At 46.5% G+C, this 20,991-nt stretch carries 12 protein-coding genes; 10 read left to right on the forward strand and 2 right to left on the reverse strand.

Annotated features, from left to right (window positions below; genetic code table 11):
- Positions 1-3 precede the first annotated feature (3 nt).
- On the forward strand, positions 4-3,186 hold the full coding sequence (locus tag LYZ37_RS03335) for an efflux RND transporter permease subunit (protein ID WP_272786455.1): 3,183 nt from the start codon (positions 4-6) through the stop codon (positions 3,184-3,186).
- A gap of 53 nt (positions 3,187-3,239) precedes the next feature.
- On the opposite strand, the gene LYZ37_RS03340 is transcribed toward LYZ37_RS03335, so the two are convergent.
- On the reverse strand, positions 3,240-4,127 hold the full coding sequence (locus tag LYZ37_RS03340) for a LysR substrate-binding domain-containing protein (protein ID WP_272786456.1): 888 nt from the start codon (positions 4,125-4,127) through the stop codon (positions 3,240-3,242).
- Between the two features lie 104 nt (positions 4,128-4,231).
- On the opposite strand from LYZ37_RS03340, the gene LYZ37_RS03345 reads away from it, so the two are divergent.
- Complete coding sequence (locus LYZ37_RS03345) at positions 4,232-5,206, forward strand: TDT family transporter (protein ID WP_239826399.1); 975 nt, start codon at positions 4,232-4,234, stop codon at positions 5,204-5,206.
- Here the strand turns inward: LYZ37_RS03345 and LYZ37_RS03350 are convergent.
- Complete coding sequence (locus LYZ37_RS03350) at positions 5,203-7,086, reverse strand: sigma-54-dependent Fis family transcriptional regulator (protein WP_272786458.1); 1,884 nt, start codon at positions 7,084-7,086, stop codon at positions 5,203-5,205. The genes LYZ37_RS03345 and LYZ37_RS03350 overlap by 4 nt on opposite strands.
- A gap of 342 nt (positions 7,087-7,428) precedes the next feature.
- Between LYZ37_RS03350 and LYZ37_RS03355 the strand changes: the two genes are divergently transcribed.
- The 8 genes from LYZ37_RS03355 to recB all read left to right on the forward strand — a co-directional run bounded on the left by LYZ37_RS03355 (position 7,429) and on the right by recB (position 20,990).
- Entirely contained in the window at positions 7,429-8,517 is a 1,089-nt protein-coding gene (locus tag LYZ37_RS03355; protein ID WP_004746257.1) for an ABC transporter ATP-binding protein, read from the forward strand.
- Between the two features lie 5 nt (positions 8,518-8,522).
- The gene (locus LYZ37_RS03360) at positions 8,523-9,623 is read left to right on the forward strand and encodes an ABC transporter ATP-binding protein (protein ID WP_171322221.1); all 1,101 of its coding nucleotides are present in this window, start codon (positions 8,523-8,525) and stop codon (positions 9,621-9,623) included.
- Positions 9,623-10,486, forward strand: a complete 864-nt coding sequence (locus LYZ37_RS03365; protein ID WP_004746259.1) for a carbohydrate ABC transporter permease — start codon at positions 9,623-9,625, stop codon at positions 10,484-10,486. The genes LYZ37_RS03360 and LYZ37_RS03365 overlap by 1 nt, the downstream gene beginning before the upstream one ends.
- Positions 10,487-10,502: 16 nt before the next feature.
- The gene (locus LYZ37_RS03370) at positions 10,503-11,321 is read left to right on the forward strand and encodes a carbohydrate ABC transporter permease (RefSeq protein ID WP_004746260.1); all 819 of its coding nucleotides are present in this window, start codon (positions 10,503-10,505) and stop codon (positions 11,319-11,321) included.
- Between the two features lie 11 nt (positions 11,322-11,332).
- A complete protein-coding gene (locus LYZ37_RS03375) occupies positions 11,333-11,605 on the forward strand; it encodes a DUF2160 domain-containing protein (RefSeq protein WP_272786462.1) in 273 nt (90 codons plus the stop codon).
- A gap of 115 nt (positions 11,606-11,720) precedes the next feature.
- Complete coding sequence (locus LYZ37_RS03380) at positions 11,721-13,439, forward strand: ABC transporter substrate-binding protein (protein WP_171322223.1); 1,719 nt, start codon at positions 11,721-11,723, stop codon at positions 13,437-13,439.
- A gap of 167 nt (positions 13,440-13,606) precedes the next feature.
- Positions 13,607-17,065, forward strand: a complete 3,459-nt coding sequence (gene recC, locus LYZ37_RS03385; RefSeq protein WP_272786465.1) for an exodeoxyribonuclease V subunit gamma — start codon at positions 13,607-13,609, stop codon at positions 17,063-17,065.
- A gap of 307 nt (positions 17,066-17,372) precedes the next feature.
- On the forward strand, positions 17,373-20,990 hold the full coding sequence (gene recB, locus LYZ37_RS03390; protein ID WP_272786466.1) for an exodeoxyribonuclease V subunit beta: 3,618 nt from the start codon (positions 17,373-17,375) through the stop codon (positions 20,988-20,990).
- Position 20,991: the final 1 nt, after the last annotated feature.

The following is a 20,991-nucleotide window of genomic DNA, read 5'->3' on the forward strand; positions in this document are numbered from 1 at the left end:
GGGATGTTTTCTCAGTATTTTATTCGTAGGCCGATATTCGCATCGGTCCTGTCGATACTCATTTTTATCGCAGGTGCACTGTCAGTGTGGCAGCTGCCTATCACTGAGTATCCAGAAGTTGTGCCTCCTACGGTCGTTGTTACGGCAACCTATCCAGGCGCAAACCCTAAAGTCATAGCCGATACGGTTGCATCTCCTCTCGAAGAGGAAATTAACGGTGTCGAAGATATGTTGTATATGTCTTCGCAAGCCACCTCTGATGGGATGATGACCTTAACGGTAACCTTTGAAATTGGCACTGACGCTGACAAAGCGCAAACCTTAGTGCAAAGTCGCGTTGACCGCGCATTGCCAAGGTTGCCAGAAGAGGTTCAGCGTTTAGGTGTGGTTACCGAGAAGTCGTCTCCTGATTTGACCATGGTGGTTCACCTTTACTCTCCAGACGAACGCTACGATTTGCTCTACTTGGCAAACTATGCGGCGCTTAATGTACGTGATGAAATTACCCGTATTGAAGGTGTTGGCGCGGTGCGTGTATTTGGTGGCGGCGAGTACAGCATGCGTATCTGGCTTGACCCTAATAAGGTCGCTGCACTGGGCTTAAACCCTACCGAAATCATTGCAGCAGTACGTGAGCAAAACCAACAAGCAGCGGCAGGTAGCCTAGGTGCGCAGCCAAGCGGCAATTCTGACTTCCAATTGCTCATCAATGTGAAAGGTCGACTCACTGATGTTGAAGAGTTTGAAAACATCATCATCAAAGTCGGTGAAAACGGTCAGGTTAACCGTCTTAAAGATGTTGCTCGAATTGAGCTTGGCGCAGAAACCTACTCACTACGTTCACTATTGGATAACCAAGATGCGGTAGCGATCGGTGTTTTCCAAGCTTCTGGTTCGAATGCAATCCAGATCTCTGAAGATGTGCGTAGCAAGATGGCTGAGCTTGAGCAGAGCTTCCCACAAGGTGTTGCATACGACATCGTTTATGACCCGACAGTCTTTGTTCGTGGCTCAATTGAAGCGGTTGTTCAAACATTACTAGAGGCGGTTTTACTGGTTGTTTTGGTTGTGGTGCTATTCCTACAAACGTGGCGCGCTTCAATCATCCCGCTGGTGGCTGTTCCGGTTTCTTTGGTCGGTACCTTTGCGTTCATGCATCTGATGGGCTTTTCACTCAATGCGTTATCGCTGTTTGGTTTAGTACTGGCGATAGGTATTGTTGTCGATGATGCCATCGTGGTGGTGGAGAATGTTGAACGAAACATAGCAGAAGGCTTGGCCCCGATTCCCGCAACGGAAAAAGCGATGCGTGAAGTGACAGGGCCTATCGTCGCGACGACCTTAGTTCTTGCTGCGGTATTTATTCCCACCGCTTTTATGTCAGGCTTAACGGGGCAGTTCTATAAGCAGTTTGCGCTGACGATTACCATCTCGACCTTTATATCTGCGATTAACTCATTGACCTTGAGCCCTGCGTTATCGGCACTATTACTAAAAGGTCATGATCAGCCTAAAGACTGGCTAACTCGTGTGATGGATTCACTGTTTGGGCGCCTGATTTTTGCTCCGTTTAATAAGCTGTTTAACAAAGGTGCTAGTGCCTACGGTTACGTGGTGAAGAAAACCATCCGTCTCGGTGCCTTGATTGGTGTTATCTATGTTGGACTACTAGGCTTAACGGCTTATCAGTTTGATCAAACGCCGACAGGTTATGTACCCGGGCAAGATAAGCAGTATTTAGTTGCTTTTGCTCAGTTACCTGATGCGGCTTCACTTGAGCGTACTGATGCTGTGATTCGTGAAATGTCTGAGATTGCACTTGCTCAACCGGGCGTTGAACATTCGGTGGCTTTCCCGGGATTAAGTATCAATGGATTTACCAACAGCCCTAACAGCGGCATTGTTTTCACGCCACTGTCTGATTTTGAAGACCGACAAGATCCTAGCTTGAGTGCAGGTGCAATCGCGATGCAACTTAACCAGAAGTTTGCTGCGATTCCCGATGCCTTTATTGCCATCTTCCCACCGCCACCGGTTCAAGGTCTGGGTACGATTGGTGGCTTTAGGCTACAAATCCAAGATAGAGGTAATCACGGCTATGAGGCTTTGTATCAGGTCACTCAACAAGTCATCATGAAGGCTTGGGCTGATCCCGCTTTAACAGGCGTGTTCTCAAGCTATCAGGTTAATGTGCCACAACTAGAGCTAGACGTAGATCGTACTAAAGCGCTGAAACAAAATGTCTCTTTAGATGAGGTCTTTGCAACGCTGCAATCTTACATGGGCTCAACTTACGTCAACGACATCAACCGATTTGGTCGCACCTATCAGGTGAATGTTCAGGCTGATGAAGCGTTTCGTCAAAACCCAGAGCAGATCCGCCAACTTAAGGTAAGAAATGCCGATGGCGAAATGATCCCACTTGGCTCATTTGTCAATGTTGATAACGTCGCAGGTCCTGATCGCGTCATGCACTACAACGCCTATAAGACCGCAGAAATTAACGGTAGCCCAATGCCGGGTGTAAGCTCTGGTGAAGCACAGGCAGCGATTGAAAAGATTCTCGCTGAGACTTTGCCAATCGGCATGACTTATGAATGGACGGAGCTCACTTATCAGCAAAAACTTGCAGGTAATACAGCCACCTTAATCTATCCATTGGTGATTCTATTGGTGTTCTTAGTACTGGCTGCACAGTATGAGAGTGTGCGTTTACCTATGGCGATTATCTTGATTATACCAATGACGCTGTTGTCAGCGATCAGTGGTGTGATCTTGTGGGGAAGTGACAACAACATCTTCACCCAAATAGGTTTAATTGTATTGGTTGGTTTGGCGACTAAGAACGCAATTTTAATTGTTGAGTTTGCCAAGGAATTACAAGATAGAGGTCGTACAGTCATGGAGGCAATCTTAGAGGCATCTCGCCTACGTTTGCGCCCGATTCTGATGACATCTATCGCCTTTATTATGGGCGTGGTTCCTATGGTGTTCTCAACTGGCGCAGGTGCGGAAATGAGGCAAGCAATGGGCATTGCCGTCTTTTCCGGCATGATTGGTGTCACTGTGTTTGGACTACTGCTAACACCGCTGTTCTACTACGTACTGGCAAAACGTAGCCAACAGAAGAAACAAGCAGCTGAGCACAATATTGCACTTGAACCTGCAAATGAATCCACTGTCTGATCCCGCTAATTAGGATTCGTAGGGCAACTCTGGTTATTGGAGTTGCCCTTTTTTTAATCCCATTGATGGCAATATTCGATAAAGGATTTGAGCAATGGGCTCTGATATTTTTCTTTATGCACCAGCAACCAGTAGCGCCTTTTCATATCCAAAGAGAGTTTAAGTTCTATCACTCTACCATCGGTTAACGCCGGCTGAGCCGCGAGTTTAGATAAGCAACCCAAGCCCAGCCCAGCAGATACACTATTAATCAATGCTTCTGTGGTGTTGAGCTGAAATGATTCATGCCACTGTTCAATACGCGGAGCAATTGCGCGAAGGAAAAACTCTCGCGAACCTGAACCAGGCTCGCGCAATATCCACTCACTCTCTTCTAAATCACCAACACTAAACCTTTGTTTATTTGCTAGTGGCGAATCAGGGGAGCAGATCACGCACATTTCGTCTTGGCTGAATTGGGTAGAAATCAGCTCGGGGTGCAGTGTTTTCCCTTCAATCAGTGCAAGATCAAGCTCATAGTCGACCAACTTCTGACAGATCAATGCAGAGTTGGAGATAAACAAGCTTTGGGAATGGTGATTGGTATGGCGGCGAAAATCACTAATTAAGTAGGGTGCAACTTGATTACCTATAGTGTCACTGGCTCCTATTCTTAATTCACCCGTCAATGTCTGGTCATTATCAAATAACTGTTCAATATCTTGCGCCCGCTCAATGAGTTCGTCCGCTAAAGGCAGTAGTTTCTGCCCTTCTTGATTGAGGATAAGTCGGTTATTGACTCTATCGAACAATGAATGGCCGATTTGTTTTTCTAGCTCGGACAACGCCATGCTGACCGCCGCCTTGGACAAAAACAAGGCTTCTGACGCTGCCGTTAACGTGTCATGTTGCGTGATTGAGATAAACACTCTGAGCTGTTTTAGAGAAATATTCGTGGCCATAGCTTCGTTAAGATTGTCTGAACATATGTTCTAAATAATTAGATATTATCGAACAATTGGCAAGCGTAAACTAGCTCCATGGTAAGCAAACTAGGTAAACAAAGATGATTAAAGCAGCAAAAGCAAAAGTGATGGGTGCGCCTACTCCTATGGCAGGCTTAGCGCTTGGTATTGCCAGTTTAGGATGGTGTTGGGAAAATGCGGCCCCATTTGATGGCTATGCTCAGTGGAGTGGAGCGGCAATCGCAAGTGTATTGCTGGCTGTTCTAGCCGTAAAATTTCTCTTTCATAATCATCTATTGCGTGAAGATCTTGCTCACCCTGTTGTGGGTAGTGTTGTACCAACGTTTGCGATGGGCACTATGGTAGTTTCGAATTCTTTAGGGCACTTTTACCCTTTAGCTGGCGATTTACTTTGGCTTTTTGCGGTTGGTCTTCACATTGTGTTTCTAGTCAGTTTTATCTATCACAGAGCGCAAGAGTTTGAATTGCACCATATGGTACCGAGTTGGTTTGTACCACCGGTAGGCATTATTGTGGCTGATGTATCTTTCTCAGGTAACCCTGTTTTGAGCCATATTGCAGATGGCGCGCTATTGTTCGGAATGGTCGCCTATGCCGTGATGCTGCCAATGATGATCTATCGCTTTATGTTTACTCATGAGATTCCAGACGCAGCCAAACCAACCATGGCGATCATGGCAGCACCTGCCAGCCTATCGTTAGCGGGATATTTAACGGTCACTGCTGACCCTTCACCTGTGATCATTGGTCTGCTGTTTGGCATTGCGATTTTGATGACAGCTATTATCTACTTGGCTTTCTTTAAATTACTCAGACTGCCATTCAGCCCAGGCTATGCTGCATTTACTTTCCCAATGGTGATTGGTGCAACAGCGCTATTTAAACTTGCCGCATGGATGGAAACCATTGGCGTTGCAAACAAGTACATTGTGCAAGTGCAATGGATAGCCGCCATTGAACTGGTTGTGGCGACCTTAGTCGTTAGCTACGTGGCCCTAAGATATCTCACCTTCTACAAACCTGTGAGCAATGCATTGGGCTTAGCATCAAACTAACGCAGTCCTTGTTCTCTCAACCGTTTATACAAGGTGTTTCGGCTGATATTCAAATCTTTCGCGGTCGCAGAAACATTGCGGCCGTTTTGCTCATAAACGCTTAGCCAGTCTCCCTGGTCTAACTCGGATTGCTCGGGAGGAGTCAGCAGACTGATATTGGTTGTTGCCATCGCGATTGGCTCTGGTTGCTGTGCTTCAAGGTCGTGCAGTTCAAGATCATGCAGAAAGTCATCAGGAAGGTGTTCGACACAGATAGTCTCATCGCCAGCCATCGCAATCGCAATTTGAATCACACTGACCATCTGCCTGATGTTACCCGGCCAAGGGTGTGACTTAAACATGGCTAGCACTTCTAGGCTGATGTTGGGCGTTTCCTCATCAAGCGCGTATTTGGCTAGCAAGAATTTCACCAATGCTTCTTTGTCTGTTCTCTCCCTCAGAGCGGGCAGAGATAGATTGAGTCCAGTGACTCGGTAGTATAAATCTTGGCGAAATGTCCCTCGCTCTACATCCTGTTTTAAATTCCGGTTTGTCGCGGAAACTAATTTAAAATCAACAGGGTATGATGTGGTTGAACCGAGTGGTGTTACTTTACGCTCTTGCAAGACACGCAGCAGTCTAGCCTGAACATTCATTGGCATATCGCCCAATTCATCTAAGAACAAGGTGCCTTTGTCTGCCTTGCGGATTAATCCGATATAGCCTTTATTGTTCGCTCCGGTGAAAGCCCCTTTTTCGTATCCGAATAGCTCTGATTCCACTAACTCGGCCGGAATTGCTGCGCAGTTCACGGCAATCATAGGAGCGTGCTTTCGCTCACTAGATAGGTGTAGAGCGTTGACGAACACCTCTTTACCTACGCCCGTTTCACCGTGAATCAAGATAGGAATATCAGTATTTAGAATGCGACTTGCCTGAGTGATGGCCTTTGCCAATCTAGGATCACCCATGTTCAAGCGCTCCAAATCCAGCGGTGCTTTTGCGTCTTTTAAGTCAGTCTTAGGAATCGATTTACGGTAGTCGATTTGCCTTCCTTGAGGCACCTTTGGTGGGGTAATAATGCCAAAAAAACTAAAGCGTGAATGGGTGCTAATCGCCGTCGGATTGAAAGGAGGGTGAGACAACAGCTGCTCAAGCTTAATATCAAAAATCTGTTCTAGTCTTTGCAAAGCTAGATCTTGTCCGAGTACGACTTCTGCACGTCGATTAGCAGAAACGATCACACCTTGTTCATTGAACACCAGCAAAGATGACCACTGGCTATCAATGTTTTCAGGGGAAGTGTTAAACCACAGTAGATAGTGATCAGATTGAAATTTAGAGGCGATGAGTTGGTTCTCAATCGCTTGTGACATCAACTTCACCATACCCAAGGTATGAGCCGTCGGCATGTACGCATCGCTAGAAATAGACAATACACCAGCCATCTTTCTATCGGCATCAAATAGTGGCGCAGCTGAACCCGTCATAAATCGATTGGATGTCAAAAAGTGTTCATCGTGAAACACCTGAACAATAGAACCCGTCTCAAGAGCGGTACCTATCGCGTTGGTGCCGATAAGTCCTTCCTGCCAATGCACACCGTTTTGGAAAACCTGCGGTTGCCTTTGTGAGAAAAAGCGTTGTTCACCCCAGCTGTTCAACACCTGACCATTCGTGTTTGCTAGCGTGATCAAGCAATTGCTATTGGAAAGTAAACTGTCATAGAAAGGCAATACCTTTTGCTGAGTTGTGGTCAGCAACCCCGAGTGTTCTTCGAGAGTGTGAGAGAAGGCTTGTCCTGTTTCCATCTCTATTATCGGGTTGCTGTTGTGAACTAGCCCAGCATCCCGACAGCGTTGCCAAGAGCTCTCGATCATTGATTGATGTTTTTTGTCCATAGTGTTGGCCAATAGCAGCGATACAAAGTCACTTTTAAGTAATTATTCTAATTGTTCGTATGTGAACGTTAATGATCACAAACGCTCACTTAACATATCACTCATCTGAACACCTTGAACATGTTTTGAACACATTTTATTAACAAATGTTACGGTGGTCTCATATGTGGAATGAGTATGAAATCTAGGCCCTTACTGAGTTTTTAGTCACAATATCCTTATGTTTAAAGGGCTGGAAAACTGTATTGTAAAATAATTGTTTCAAATTTTGTAAGTTGGCATGACTCTCGCTCTACCGAACAATATCGAAAAAATTATTGTTCGAATGGTAAGGAGTTTTTAGTGTCATTAACACTTGAGCAGGTAAGCAAATACGTTGACGGTGAGATGCATATCTCAGACGTTAACCTCACCTTTGAGCCTGGTTCGTTCAATGTGTTGCTAGGACGCACATTGGCAGGAAAGACCTCGTTGATGCGACTTATCGCAGGTCTAGACAAACCAACATCAGGGAAGATTCTGGTAAACGGCGTGGATGTCACGGGAGTCTCCGTAAGGGAGCGTAACATCTCGATGGTGTACCAGCAGTTTATTAACTATCCCAACCTAAGCGTGTTTGAAAACGTGGCTTCACCACTACGCTTGGCGGGCATGCCAGAGAAAGAAATTCAAGAGCGTGTTCACGCAACCGCAGAAATGTTGCGTATTACTGAACACTTGAAGAAACATCCATTAGAGCTTTCTGGCGGTCAGCAGCAGCGTACTGCGATGGCTCGCGCTTTAGTTAAAGATGCGGAAATCATTCTTTTTGATGAACCGCTCGTCAACCTTGACTACAAGCTACGTGAAGAGTTGCGTCAAGAAATGCGTGAGTTATTCCAAACCAGGCACACCATTGCGATTTACGCGACAACGGAGCCGAATGAAGCGCTTGCGCTTGGCGGTACAACCACCATTCTGCATGAAGGTCAGGTGATTCAATCTGGCCCGACTGCCTCGGTTTACCACCAACCAGATAACGTCGATTCAGCAACCTTGTTTAGTGAGCCACCTATCAACCTGATCTCGGGTGCAGTAACCAGCAATGAAGTGACGTTTGATAAGAGTGCTCATTTTCCACTTAACCAGTCACTCAGTAAGTTAGATAAAGGGGAGTACCAATTTGGCATTCGCCCGAGCCATCTGAGCTTACTGCCAAAAAATGACGATGATGTAGAGCTAACCGTTCAGGTAGAAGTTGCAGAGATCAGTGGCTCTGAGACGTTTCTCCATGTACGTAATGCGCACCTCGATATGGTACTGCACTTACCAGGCGTACATACCTACGATGTGGATGAGACGATCAAAATCTATATTCCAATCCACAAATTCTATGTCTTTGGTATGGATCAGAACCTTATCCATGCCCCGATTCGTGATGTTAGGGGGTAGTCGTCATGGTTCAAATTACACTCAATTCACTCGCGCATACTTATGATAAGAAACCAACGGCTTCATCACCTTATGCGATTAAAGAGATGAATCACGTTTGGAAGCAGGGCGGTGCATACGCTCTATTGGGGCCATCGGGCTGTGGTAAGTCGACACTGTTGAACATTATTTCTGGATTGATGAGCCCATCTCAAGGTGATGTGATGTTTGACGACATGCGAGTCAACGAGCTTCGCCCGCAAGACCGTAATATCGCTCAGGTTTTCCAGTTTCCAGTCATCTACGACACCATGTCTGTCTACGACAACTTGGCGTTTCCACTACGCAACATGAAGGTACACAAAGCAAAGGTTCACTCCAAAGTGACCGAAATTGCTGAAATCTTAGAGCTGACCAATGTGCTGTCGAAAAAAGCACAACACCTTACCGCAGATGAAAAGCAGAAAGTGTCGATGGGGCGAGGTCTGGTGCGAGATGACGTGTCGGCGATTTTGTTCGATGAACCGCTCACCGTTATCGATCCGCAGTTGAAGTGGAAACTGCGCCGCAAGCTAAAGCAAATCCATCAGCAGTTCAATATCACCATGGTGTACGTCACACACGATCAGCTTGAAGCGTCGACGTTCGCTGATGAAATTGCCGTGATGTACAACGGTCAGATTGTTCAATTTGGTACCCCAAGAGAGTTGTTTGAAAGACCGAACCACACCTTTGTTGGTTACTTTATTGGCAGTCCAGGCATGAACTTAATGGAGGTGACGCCAACGGATAATGGCGTGATGTTCGATGGTGTTGAAGTGCCGTTATCTGAGTCCTACCGTCATGCCGTTGCTCAAGCAGGTAGCAACAACATCAAGATCGGTATTCGACCTGAATTTGTCCATGTGTGGGAGAAGGGCAATGAGTCTGCGCTGCGTTGTGAAGTGTTACACGTTGAAGACTTAGGTACCTATAAGATTGTCACACTGCAATTGGGTAATAAACAAATCAAAGCACGTCTTCAAGAGGATCAACCTGTTCCAGAAAAAGAGGCTTACATCAGCTTCCCTGAACAATGGACCATGCTGTATGTCGATGAATTCTTAGTCAATGTAGGGGAAGAGTAATGGATAAGGTAGCAAACAATAAAGCGTGGTTCCTCGTTCTACCCGTCTTCATACTGGTCGCATTCAGTGCGATTGTGCCCTTGATGACCGTAGTGAACTATTCCTTGCAGGATATTTTTGATGCTAACACCGCATACTTTGTTGGCACCGAGTGGTATCGAGAAATTCTCAATGATGATCGATTACATGGCGCGCTGCTTCGTCAGTTTGGTTTTACTTTCACGATTTTGCTTATTGAAGTTCCGCTAGGGATCATTGTTGCTCTGACAATGCCAACCAAAGGTAAGTGGTCTGCATTTTGTCTGATTGTGTTAGCGATTCCATTGCTTATTCCACTTAACGTGGTCGGCACAATCTGGCAGATCTTTGGTCGTGCAGATATCGGTTTGTTTGGTTGGGCACTCAATGGCATGGGGATTGACTACAACTACGCCGGCAACCCAATTGATGCATGGCTAACGGTTATTCTGATGGATGTCTGGCACTGGACATCGTTAATCGCGTTGCTGTGTTATTCAGGTTTACGTGCGATTCCTGACGCTTACTATCAGGCGGCGAACATCGACCGCGCTTCTACTTGGTCAATCATTCGTTATATTCAGTTGCCGAAGCTAAAGAGTGTGCTGTTAATCGGCATTCTTATCCGCTTTATGGACAGCTTCATGATTTACACCGAACCGTTTGTCTTGACGGGTGGTGGACCGGGTAACTCAACGACCTTCCTCAGCCAAACGTTGACCAAAATGGCCATTGGCCAGTTCGATATTGGTCCTGCAGCGGCTTTCTCAATTATCTATTTCCTAATCATCTTGTTGGTGAGTTGGGTGTTCTATACCGCAATGACGCACGGTGAAAACAAGTAAGGAAACTACAATGGCGATGACAAAATCAAAATACACCCGCTATACACAAATTGTCGGGTTAGCGTTCTACATCATCTGTTTGATGCTGCCGATTTACTGGTTACTTAACATGTCTTTCAAGGAGAACCAGGAAATCTTAGGTGGACTGAGCTTCCTACCAGAGACTTGGACGCTGAAAAACTATGCGACCATCTTCTCTGATTCAAGCTGGTACATGGGGTACGTGAATTCCATCATTTACGTAGTCATGAATATGGTCATTACCCTAACAGTGGCACTGCCAGCGGCATACGCTTTCTCGCGTTTTAAGTTTATTGGCGACAACCACCTGTTCTTTTGGCTGTTGACCAACAAAATGGCGCCACCTGCGGTATTCCTGCTGCCATTCTTCCAGCTTTACTCGTCGGTTGGTCTTTTCGATACCCATATTGCGGTCGCGCTTGCGCACTGTTTGTTCAATGTCCCTTTGGCGGTATGGATTCTTGAAGGCTTTATGTCGAGTGTGCCACGTGAAATCGATGAGACCGCTTACATTGACGGTTACAGCTTTCCGAAGTTTTTCGTGAAAATCTTTTTGCCGATGATCCGTTCGGGGATTGGGGTCTCGGCTTTTTTCTGCTTTATGTTCAGCTGGGTAGAGCTGCTACTCGCACGCACGCTGACCTCTATTGATGCCAAGCCTATATCTGCGGTTATGACCCGTACGGTCAGTGCGTCTGGTATTGACTGGGGCGTACTGGCGGCTGCCGGTGTGCTGACCATTTTGCCAGGTATTTTGGTTATCTGGTTCGTGAGAAACCATGTTGCGAAAGGCTTCGCACTGGGTCGAGTTTAAGGAGACAAATCATGGCTTGGATGGCATGGACAACACCTTCAGCACTGTTCTTTCTGGGGATTGCGCTGATCTTACTCACAATGACGATTCAAGAAATTCGTACGCCATGTATTGAGCGTAAAGGGTTTCTTCCTATCACGACCACACGTGGCGATCGTCTGTTTATCGGTTTATTAAGCTCCGCATTTATCCATCTTGGGTTTGTAGGGCTGACAGAATTATCAATTTGGGTGCCATTCACGCTCTGCGTGATCTGGCTGGGTACAGTTTTGAAATGGGGATAAAGACAACTGACTGACATGTGCTCATTACCAGTCTGACAGGATGCCATAGTCGCTAGGTAATGAGTGTAATCAATAACGTAAGAGACAGAATACTCATAACTGGAGTTACACAATAATGAAAAAGGATATCAAAAAGTCTTACCTTGCACGTAGCTTAGCACTGACCTTTGCGCTTGCTGCAATCTCTCCTGCTGCGCTAGCTGACATGGCGGCGGCAAAAAAATGGATGAGTGAAGAGTTTACTCCGACGACTTTGTCACAGGATGAACAAACGCAAGAGATGCAGTGGTTTATCGATGCTGCTAAGCCTTACCAAGGTATGGAAATCAATGTTGCTTCTGAAACCATTACTACGCACGAGTACGAAGCGAAAGTATTGGCAAAGGCATTCTATGAAATCACAGGTATCAAGGTAAATCATGACCTGATTCAAGAAGGTGATGTAGTAGAAAAGCTACAAACTCAGATGCAGACAGGGCGTAACATCTACGACGCCTACATTAACGATTCCGACTTGATTGGTACTCACGTTCGTTACGGTAAAGTTGTACCTATTTCAGACTTCATGGAAGGTGAAGGGAAAAGCGTAACTAACCCATACTTAGACCTGCAAGATTTTATTGGCTTGGACTTCACGACAGGCCCTGACGGTAAGCTCTATCAACTTCCTGACCAACAGTTCGCGAACCTGTACTGGTTCCGAGCAGACTGGTTTGAGCGCGAAGATTTGAAAGCTAAGTTCAAGAAAGAGTATGGCTATGAGCTTGGTGTACCTTTGAACTGGTCAGCGTATGAAGATATCGCCGAGTTCTTTACCGATAAAGTTAAGACCATCGATGGCGAGCCTGTATACGGTCACATGGATTACGGTAAGAAAGATCCTTCGCTAGGTTGGCGTTTCACGGACTCGTGGTTCTCAATGGCGGGTGCGGGTGACAAAGGTATTCCAAACGGCCTGCCTGTTGATGAATGGGGTATTCGTATCGAAGGTTGTAAGCCAGTTGGCTCAGATGTCGCTCGTGGCGGCGCAACTAACGGCCCAGCAGCAGTTTATGCAACGACCAAATATGTGGATTGGCTTAAGCAGTACGCGCCACCAGAAGCTCAGGGTATGACATTTGGTGAAGCAGGCCCAGTTCCAGCTCAAGGTTCTATCGCGCAGCAAATTTTCTGGTACACCGCCTTTACTGCTGACATGACCAAGCCAGGTCTTCCTGTTGTCAATGAAGACGGCACACCTAAATGGCGTATGGCTCCATCACCACGTGGCCCATACTGGGAAGATGGTATGAAGCTTGGTTACCAAGATGCGGGCTCGTGGACATTCCTCAACAGTACCCCTGTTGATCGTCGTCAGGCTGCATGGTTATACGCTCAGTTTGTGGTTTCTAAATCAGTCAGCTTGAAGAAAACTTTGGTTGGTCTAACGCCAATTCGTGAGTCGGATATCAACTCAGACGCGATGACGGAAGCGGCGCCAAAACTGGGTGGCTTGGTTGAGTTCTACCGCAGTGATGCTCGTAAACAATGGACACCAACAGGTACCAACGTGCCAGATTATCCAAAACTGGCTCAGCTATGGTGGCAATACGTTTCTGAAGCAGCAAGCGGTGAGAAAACACCTCAAGAAGCATTGGATGGTCTAGCAAAAGCCCAAGACCGAGTACTGCAACGTCTAGAGCGTAGTGGTGCACAAGGTGAGTGTGGTCCTCAGCTGAATCCGAAGAAAGACCCAGAACACTGGTTATCTCAGCTAGGTGCTCCAAAAGCGAAACTGGCTAACGAGAAGCCACAAGGTAAGACTATCGCTTACAAAGATCTCATCGCTCAATAAGGTTTTATCGCCTTAATTGATGATTTCTCCCTCCTACCCGCTCTTGTCTGTTTAAGGCTTGAGCGGGTATTTTGATTCGAGCCAAATCATACGCTTATAACGCTCTCGAAATTGATCAGCTTGTGCTAGTCTCACCCTAGTTGCGGCAATATTAGTGTGAGTGCATTTTGTTTACTGTCTACCATTCCAACCAAGTCGACGTCTTAAAGTCACTACTTGTTGAACTCGTTCGTCTCAATCCATTAGAAAACCCTTTCGATAAAGAGCAGATCTTGGTTCAAAGCCCGGGTATGTCTCAGTGGTTGAAGATGGAACTGGCTAAAGAGTTTGGCGTAGCGGCAAACATTGATTTTCCTCTGCCAGCGACATTTATCTGGAACATGTTTACAGAGGTATTGCCAGATGTACCTAAGCGTAGCGCCTTTAACAAAGAGTCGATGACGTGGAAGCTGATGCACATCTTACCTGGGCTTTTGATTCAGCCAGAGTTCGAACCACTTAAACGCTATCTAGAGCAAGACGAAGACAGTTCCAAGCTTTACCAACTCTCAGAGAAAATTGCCGATATCTTTGATGGTTATTTGGTTTATCGACCAGAGTGGATTGCCAGTTGGGAAGCGGGGCAAGCGGTACTGGAATTGGAAGATGAGCACCCTTGGCAGCCGATTTTATGGCAAGCGCTTTACGATCATACCGTTGCTTTAGGTCAGTCACCTTATCATCGCGCCAACTTGTACGAACACTTTATCGATACCTTAGAAAACTTTCAGGGCAGTTTTGAACATTTGCCTCAGCGCTTGTTTGTGTTCGGAATTACCTCACTGCCGCCACGTTATATGGATGCGCTTAAAGCCATTGGTGAGCATATTGATGTCCACCTGATGTTTACCAACCCTTGTCGTTACTACTGGGGCGAGGTACGAGACAGAAAGTTCTTGGCGCGTTTAGCGGCAAAACACCGTAAACATGTGGTGTGGAATCAAGACCACTCAGAGCAACAGGGTGAGAGTGAGCAGCTTAAAGGCTCGATTGAAGATAACGTACTTGATGAGCTACATACCAATGCGGTGGGGAACAGCTTACTCGCTTCAATGGGTAAGTTGGGGCGCGACAACATGTATCTTCTCTCGCAGCTAGAGTCCCATGAGATTGAAGCCTTTGTTGATGTTGAGCGAGATTCATTGCTTCATCAACTTCAAGCAGACATTCTCAATCTTGAAGAGCATCAAGATGATCATCAGTTAGAAACCAGTACGCATAAACAAGTGGTGCAATTAGGCGATAAATCCCTCACGCTGCATGCTTGCCATAGCCCGATGCGTGAAGTGGAAGTCTTACATGATCAGCTATTGGCGATGTTCGATGCCGATCCAAGTTTAAAGCCACGCGATATCATTGTCATGGTGGCGGACATCAATGCCTACAGCCCCGCCATTCAAGCCGTGTTTGGCAACGCCCCCGGTGAACGATTTATCCCTTACTCTATTTCTGACCGTACCGCCGACCAAGAAAGCCCAATTCTTAATGCATTTATGCAGTTGGTTAACCTGCCAAACACCCGTTGTTTAGCGTCTGAGTTACTCGAACTGCTTGAAACCCCGGCGATCTTGGCTCGATTTGGGTTAACGGAAGATGAGTTTATTTTAGCTAAACAGTGGGTAGAAGAGTCGGGTATTCGCTGGGGATTGAATTCGACCACAGGACAAGAGTTTGATTTACCTGAGACAGCGCAAAATACTTGGCAGTTTGGTATTGAGCGCATGTTGCTTGGCTACGCCATGCCAGAATCAGCAGGGCTGTTTGAATCCAAGTCAGGGGCGCTGTCACCATACAATGAAGTGCAAGGAATGGGCGCGGAGTTAGCGGGCAAGCTGGCGCACTTTATTGAAACGATCAGCGATTACCGACACAAACTAGTACAAACTCAATCAATTGATAGTTGGCGTGAAATACTTACCTTGCTGCTGGATGATTTCTTTAGTATTGAACTGGAAGGTGAGGCGGCGCTCAAATCGATTCGTGACACCTTAGCCAACTTAAAAGAACAACTGACTGACGCTGCCTTCGAGCAGTCATTATCTCCGGCGATTATTACCACCTATTTGAACAACAAATTGTCTGGGACGCGGATCAGCCAACGCTTCCTTGCTGGACAAGTGAACTTCTGTACTTTGATGCCGATGCGCTCTATTCCATTTAGAACGGTGTGCTTACTGGGCATGAATGATGGTGTCTATCCACGTTCTATGCCGCCAGAGGGCTTCGACCTGATGAATGGGCGAACCAAACCAGGGGATCGCTCTCGCCGAGATGATGACAGATACCTATTCTTAGAGGCCATGCTTTCTGCACAGCAAACGCTATACATCAGCTATGTTGGCCGCTCAATCCAAGATAATACCGAGCGTGTGCCATCGGTGCTAGTTTCTGAACTGATGGAGTATTGCCATCAAAACTACCGCCTAGATGGAGACGAGGTGTTAGCGAGTGATGAGTCTGGAGAAAAACTGCTATCAGAACTTATCACTCACCACTCTATGGTGCCGTTTAGTGCTACCGCGTTTGTCGGTGAGCATCCAAGTTATGCTAAAGAGTGGTTACCTGCGGTGAACCGATTAGGTCAGGTAAGCGGTGAGTTTAATCGACAACTGCAAGATTACTTACTCGATGCGACCTATCCATTAGAGCTGGATCTGGTTGAGCTGCAACGCTTCTGGCGTTTGCCAGTGCAATACTTTTTCAATCGCCGCTTAAAAGTATTGTTTGAGCCGCCGCTACCGGTTATGGAAGATGACGAGCCCTTTGTACTCAATGGCTTAGAAAGCTATCAAATGCGCGACAGTTTATTAGATAGCTTACTCAAACAGCAGCTCTCGGGTGGTCAAGATAGCAAGGGTGTGATTGAAAGCTTTGTTAAGCAGCAACGTGCGCAAGGGAGATTACCGGTTGGCGCATTTGGTGATATTGAGTTTGAAACTAACCGAGTTCAGGCGCAGGAGCTGGTGGAAAAACTGACCTTCTTATGTGGCAGCGAAGCGAATGACCTCGAAGTAAAACTGACATTTGACGTCTTAGGTGAGGATAAAAAGATCAACCTAACTGGCTGGCTGACACAATATTATCAGTCAGGCTTAATTCGTTTTCGCAGCGGTAAGGTTCGTTCACAAGACTACTTGTCGGCTTGGATAGACCACCTAGCGATGTCGGCGATGGGCATTAGCAAGCGCACCCATATGATTGGCTATGATCGCAAAGAAGGGGTTGTTCATCTTATCTACCCTGAAATTGCAGATTCTAGCTACGCTCATAGTTTGTTATCTGAGCTGGTTCGTTTGTTCTACCAAGGTATGACCGAGCCGTTGTGCTATTTCCCGAAAACCGCATTAGCGGGTGTTGAAGCGGGATTCAGTCGCGGGAATTGGGTGGATGATGAAGAGAAATCACTCAAGAAAATGGCCGATACATTTAACGATAGTTTTATGGCAGCAGGTGAAGGCAATAATCCTTACATCTCGCGTATCTGGCCAAGTTGGAACGACAACTTAGCAGCGCAGGCACGCACTATTACAGCATTGGTACTGCAAACTCCTCGACTAGAGGCAACGACCAGTGAAGACGCGCAATAGATCAGCTTAGTAGAAAACAGGTTGAAGGAAAGTAGGTGGCCGCCAGTAAATCATTATAGTGTAGGGCGTTCGCTGTACGGCCACAGGTCAGAGGGACCATTATTCTGTCGGTTTGTTGCAACTTCGCAGCTTAGACAAGCTCGGAGTTGCTCAACACATGGCGCGCATAGTAGCGGTTAGCTAACGAGCCTGCCGTGAGAAAGATCTCATAAAGTCCCAAGTTTTTAGGGATTTATATTAATAACAATCGTTTTTAAGTCTGGATCACATTTGGATCTCGGGTTTTCATACAAAGGGCAAATATTTTATGACAGCAACGTCAATGGTTACTCCGCTTAATGCCATGACTTTTCCCTTGCACGGTGCACGATTAATTGAGGCATCGGCGGGTACGGGGAAAACCTTTACTATCGCTGGCTTATACCTAAGGTTACTTCTCGGTCACGGTACATCCGAGACCAAACATCAGGTGCAGTTGACTGTCGACCAGGTTTTAGTGGTGACATTTACTGAAGCGGCAACTGCAGAACTTAGAGACCGAATCCGCGCTCGTATTCATGATGCTCGTCTTGCCTTTGCCCGAGGTAAAAGTAGCGACCCTGTGATTGAGCCTTTACTTGATGAGTTCAGTGACCACAAACAAGCCGCGGAGATCCTTTTGCAAGCGGAAAGGCAAATGGATGAAGCCGCGGTTTATACCATCCACGGCTTTTGCCAACGTATGCTAACCCAAAATGCATTTGAATCAGGCAGTCGCTTTAACAACGAATTTGTGACCGATGAGAGTCATCTCAAAGCTCAGATTGTTGCCGATTACTGGCGACGTAATTTCTATCCTTTGCCGCTGAATTTAGCCGGAGAAGTGCGCCGAATCTGGAATGCCCCCTCGGATTTACTGCGCGATGTGACTAACTATCTGACTGGTGCGCCACTGAGCTTATCTGTTGCTGCGATGAGTGGAAGTTTAGCGGACTTACACCAACAAAATCTAAAGCGTATCGATGAATTGAAATCGCTATGGCGAGAGCATCAGGATGACTTTTTTGCCCTGATTAGTGACTCGGACGTCAACAAACGCAGTTACACCAAAAAGTCGTTACCGACTTGGCTCGAAGCGGTCAATGTGTGGGCGGCAACAGAAACGACGGGCTATGACTATCCAGACAAACTGGAGAAGTTTGCCCAGAATACCTTGGTTGAGAAAACGCCGAAAGGCACCGCGCCGCAGCACCTTGTTTTTGAAGCGATCGATGCTTTCCTTGCTGCGCCAATCAGTCTCAAAGCGCCTATTCTTGCCCATGCGATTGAACATTGTCGCGAAATGTTGGCAAAAGCCAAACAGCAGAAACAGTGGCTTTCTTTTGATGACTTGCTGACCAATCTCTCTGCCGCTATTGATGGTGATGAATCTGAGCTACTGGCAGAGCGGATTCGAACTCTTTATCCGGTCGCTATAATTGATGAGTTCCAAGATACCGATCCTCTTCAATACAGCATTTTTAGCCGTATCTATTTGAACAATCCTGAATGTGGTTTGTTTATGATCGGTGATCCTAAACAGGCAATCTACGGCTTCCGTGGCGCAGATATTTTTACTTACATCAAAGCGCGTAATCAGGTTTCGTCGCACTTCACTCTAGGTACTAACTGGCGTTCTAGCGCGGATATGGTCAGTGCGGTAAACCAGATTTTTGAATTGCCTTCGAGCCCGTTTATTTACGATAAAGATATTCCGTTCTTGCCTGTCGACGCTAGCCCCAACGCGGATAAACGCGTTTGGACTATCGGTGGTCAAAAGCAACCCGCGCTCACTTATTGGCTGCAAGATGCCGACGAGAAGCCATTACCCAAAGGTGAGTACCTAGAGGCAATGGCTAAGGCTACCGCGGATCAAATCCAAGCGATTCTCACGGCTGCGCAAAATGAGCAAGCGTTCTTTAACGATGGCAAAGGAGAGCATTCGATTCAGGCGGGTGATATTGCAGTATTGGTTCGAACCGGTAATGAAGGTCGTATGGTGAAAGAGGCACTCGCCAAGCAAGGTATTGCGAGTGTTTATCTATCAAACCGAGACAGTGTGTTTACCTCGCCTGTCGCCCAAGATATTCAGCGTTTATTGCAAGCGGTACTGACGCCGGAAAATGATCGCGCCTTACGAGCAAGCTTGGCTTCTGAAATGTTTGCTCTCGATGCGGGTAGTTTAGATAAGCTCAACAACGATGAGAATGAGTGGGAAAACGCCATCAATGAGTTTAAAGAGTATCGTAAGCTCTGGACTCAGCGAGGTGTGCTCCCTATGTTGCGCAGTGTGATGAGCAAGCGACATATTGCCGAGCGTTTATTAGAGGAAGAAGGTGGGGAGCGTGCACTGACTGATTTGATGCACATCGGTGAGCTACTACAGCAAGCAAGTCAGGAGCTCGATAGTGACCATGGTTTACTGCGTTGGTTGGCTCAAGCAATCAGTGATGCACAAAATGGTTTAGGTGGCAGCGAAGACCAAATCCAACGCTTGGAATCAGAGCGTAATTTGGTGCAAATCGTAACAATCCACAAATCGAAAGGTCTGGAATATGATCTGGTGTTCTTGCCTTTTGTTCTCAGCTATCGCGAGGCCAGCGAAGCAAAATACTATGATGAGCAACAAGACAAAACCATTTTAGATATCACTGGGCAAGATGCATCTTTAGCACAAGCTGATAAAGAGCGCCTTGCTGAAGATTTACGCCTAATCTACGTAGCGCTTACCCGTGCCGTTTATGGCTGTTTTGTTGGGGCTGCGCCACTGAGAAACGGTCGCTCTACTAAAGAGCCAACCGGTGTTCATCACAGTGCGATGGGGTATTTGCTACAAGATGGTAAAGAAGGGGGGATCAATGATCTCACTAACGCTATTCAACAGCATGTGGATGGGCTTGAAAGTGTGCGATTAAGCGACTTACCTGAGCAGCAAGGAGAGGTCTTTGTTGCCCATACTTCGCAGCAGCAAGATTTAACCGCAAGTGAACTGAAAAGTGTTATTGACCGAGATTGGCGAATTACCAGTTATTCTGGATTGGTAAAACAGGGCTCTCATCATAGCTCAGATGCCTTTACCGACTTAATGCATCTTGATATTGATTCTTCCGATGAGCACGATGAAGATGAGTTAGTTGAGCCAGAGCAATCCATCTTCACTTTCCCGCGCGGCGCTAGACCCGGTACTTTCCTGCATACGTTATTCGAAGAAGTCGAATTTACCGAGCCAAGTACTAGCGAAGCGAATACTGAGATAATCACTCATCTTCTCGACAGTGAGCAGCTAGACCCAAGCTGGCTACCGATTTTACAGCAGTTGATTGATACCGTGTTAGCCACGCCACTAGACGGAAAGTCTTTGCTGCTTAACCAGAAAGGGCCAAGCCAACGATTAGTTGAGATGGAGTTCTTGCTACCGATTGAGGTATTGGCGGCGCCCGCATTAAATCGCGTTATCCAACGTCATGATCCTTTATCTGCAAAGGCTGGTGACCTAGGTTTCTATACTGTTCAAGGTATGTTGAAGGGCTTTATAGACTTGGTGTTTGAGCATCAAGGTAAATACTATGTCCTTGACTGGAAATCGAACCACCTTGGTGACGAAGTCGGTTTCTATCACGGAGAGGCGCTAAAATCTGCCATGGCAGATCATCGTTATGATCTGCAATATCAAATCTATGCCTTAGCGCTACATCGCTTCTTACGCAGTCGAATCGCAGATTATGACTACGATCAGCACTTTGGCGGTGTCTACTATCTATTCCTTAGAGGGATGGATGGAGAAAGTGAGCATGGTATTTTCTCTGCCAAACCTAGCCTAGAGTTTCTTAACGATATGGACAGACTCATCGATGGGAAAAGTGTCGATGCGAAAACGAATCAAGCTGGCCAGATGGAGCTACTGTAAT

It is taken from the genome of Vibrio tubiashii, assembly GCF_028551255.1.
GTDB lineage: Bacteria > Pseudomonadota > Gammaproteobacteria > Enterobacterales > Vibrionaceae > Vibrio > Vibrio tubiashii_B.

Excerpts from the sequence above, each read along its gene's own strand:
- LYZ37_RS03335 (WP_272786455.1), top strand. The coding sequence starts at position 4 with ATGTTTTCTCAGTATTTTATTCGTAGGCCGATATTCGCATCGGTCCTG.
- LYZ37_RS03340 (WP_272786456.1), bottom strand. The coding sequence starts at position 4,127 with ATGGCCACGAATATTTCTCTAAAACAGCTCAGAGTGTTTATCTCAATC.
- LYZ37_RS03345 (WP_239826399.1), top strand. The coding sequence starts at position 4,232 with ATGATTAAAGCAGCAAAAGCAAAAGTGATGGGTGCGCCTACTCCTATG.
- LYZ37_RS03350 (WP_272786458.1), bottom strand. The coding sequence starts at position 7,086 with ATGGACAAAAAACATCAATCAATGATCGAGAGCTCTTGGCAACGCTGT.
- LYZ37_RS03360 (WP_171322221.1), top strand. The coding sequence starts at position 8,523 with ATGGTTCAAATTACACTCAATTCACTCGCGCATACTTATGATAAGAAA.
- LYZ37_RS03365 (WP_004746259.1), top strand. The coding sequence starts at position 9,623 with ATGGATAAGGTAGCAAACAATAAAGCGTGGTTCCTCGTTCTACCCGTC.
- LYZ37_RS03370 (WP_004746260.1), top strand. The coding sequence starts at position 10,503 with ATGACAAAATCAAAATACACCCGCTATACACAAATTGTCGGGTTAGCG.
- LYZ37_RS03375 (WP_272786462.1), top strand. The coding sequence starts at position 11,333 with ATGGCTTGGATGGCATGGACAACACCTTCAGCACTGTTCTTTCTGGGG.
- LYZ37_RS03380 (WP_171322223.1), top strand. The coding sequence starts at position 11,721 with ATGAAAAAGGATATCAAAAAGTCTTACCTTGCACGTAGCTTAGCACTG.
- recB (WP_272786466.1), top strand. The coding sequence starts at position 17,373 with ATGACAGCAACGTCAATGGTTACTCCGCTTAATGCCATGACTTTTCCC.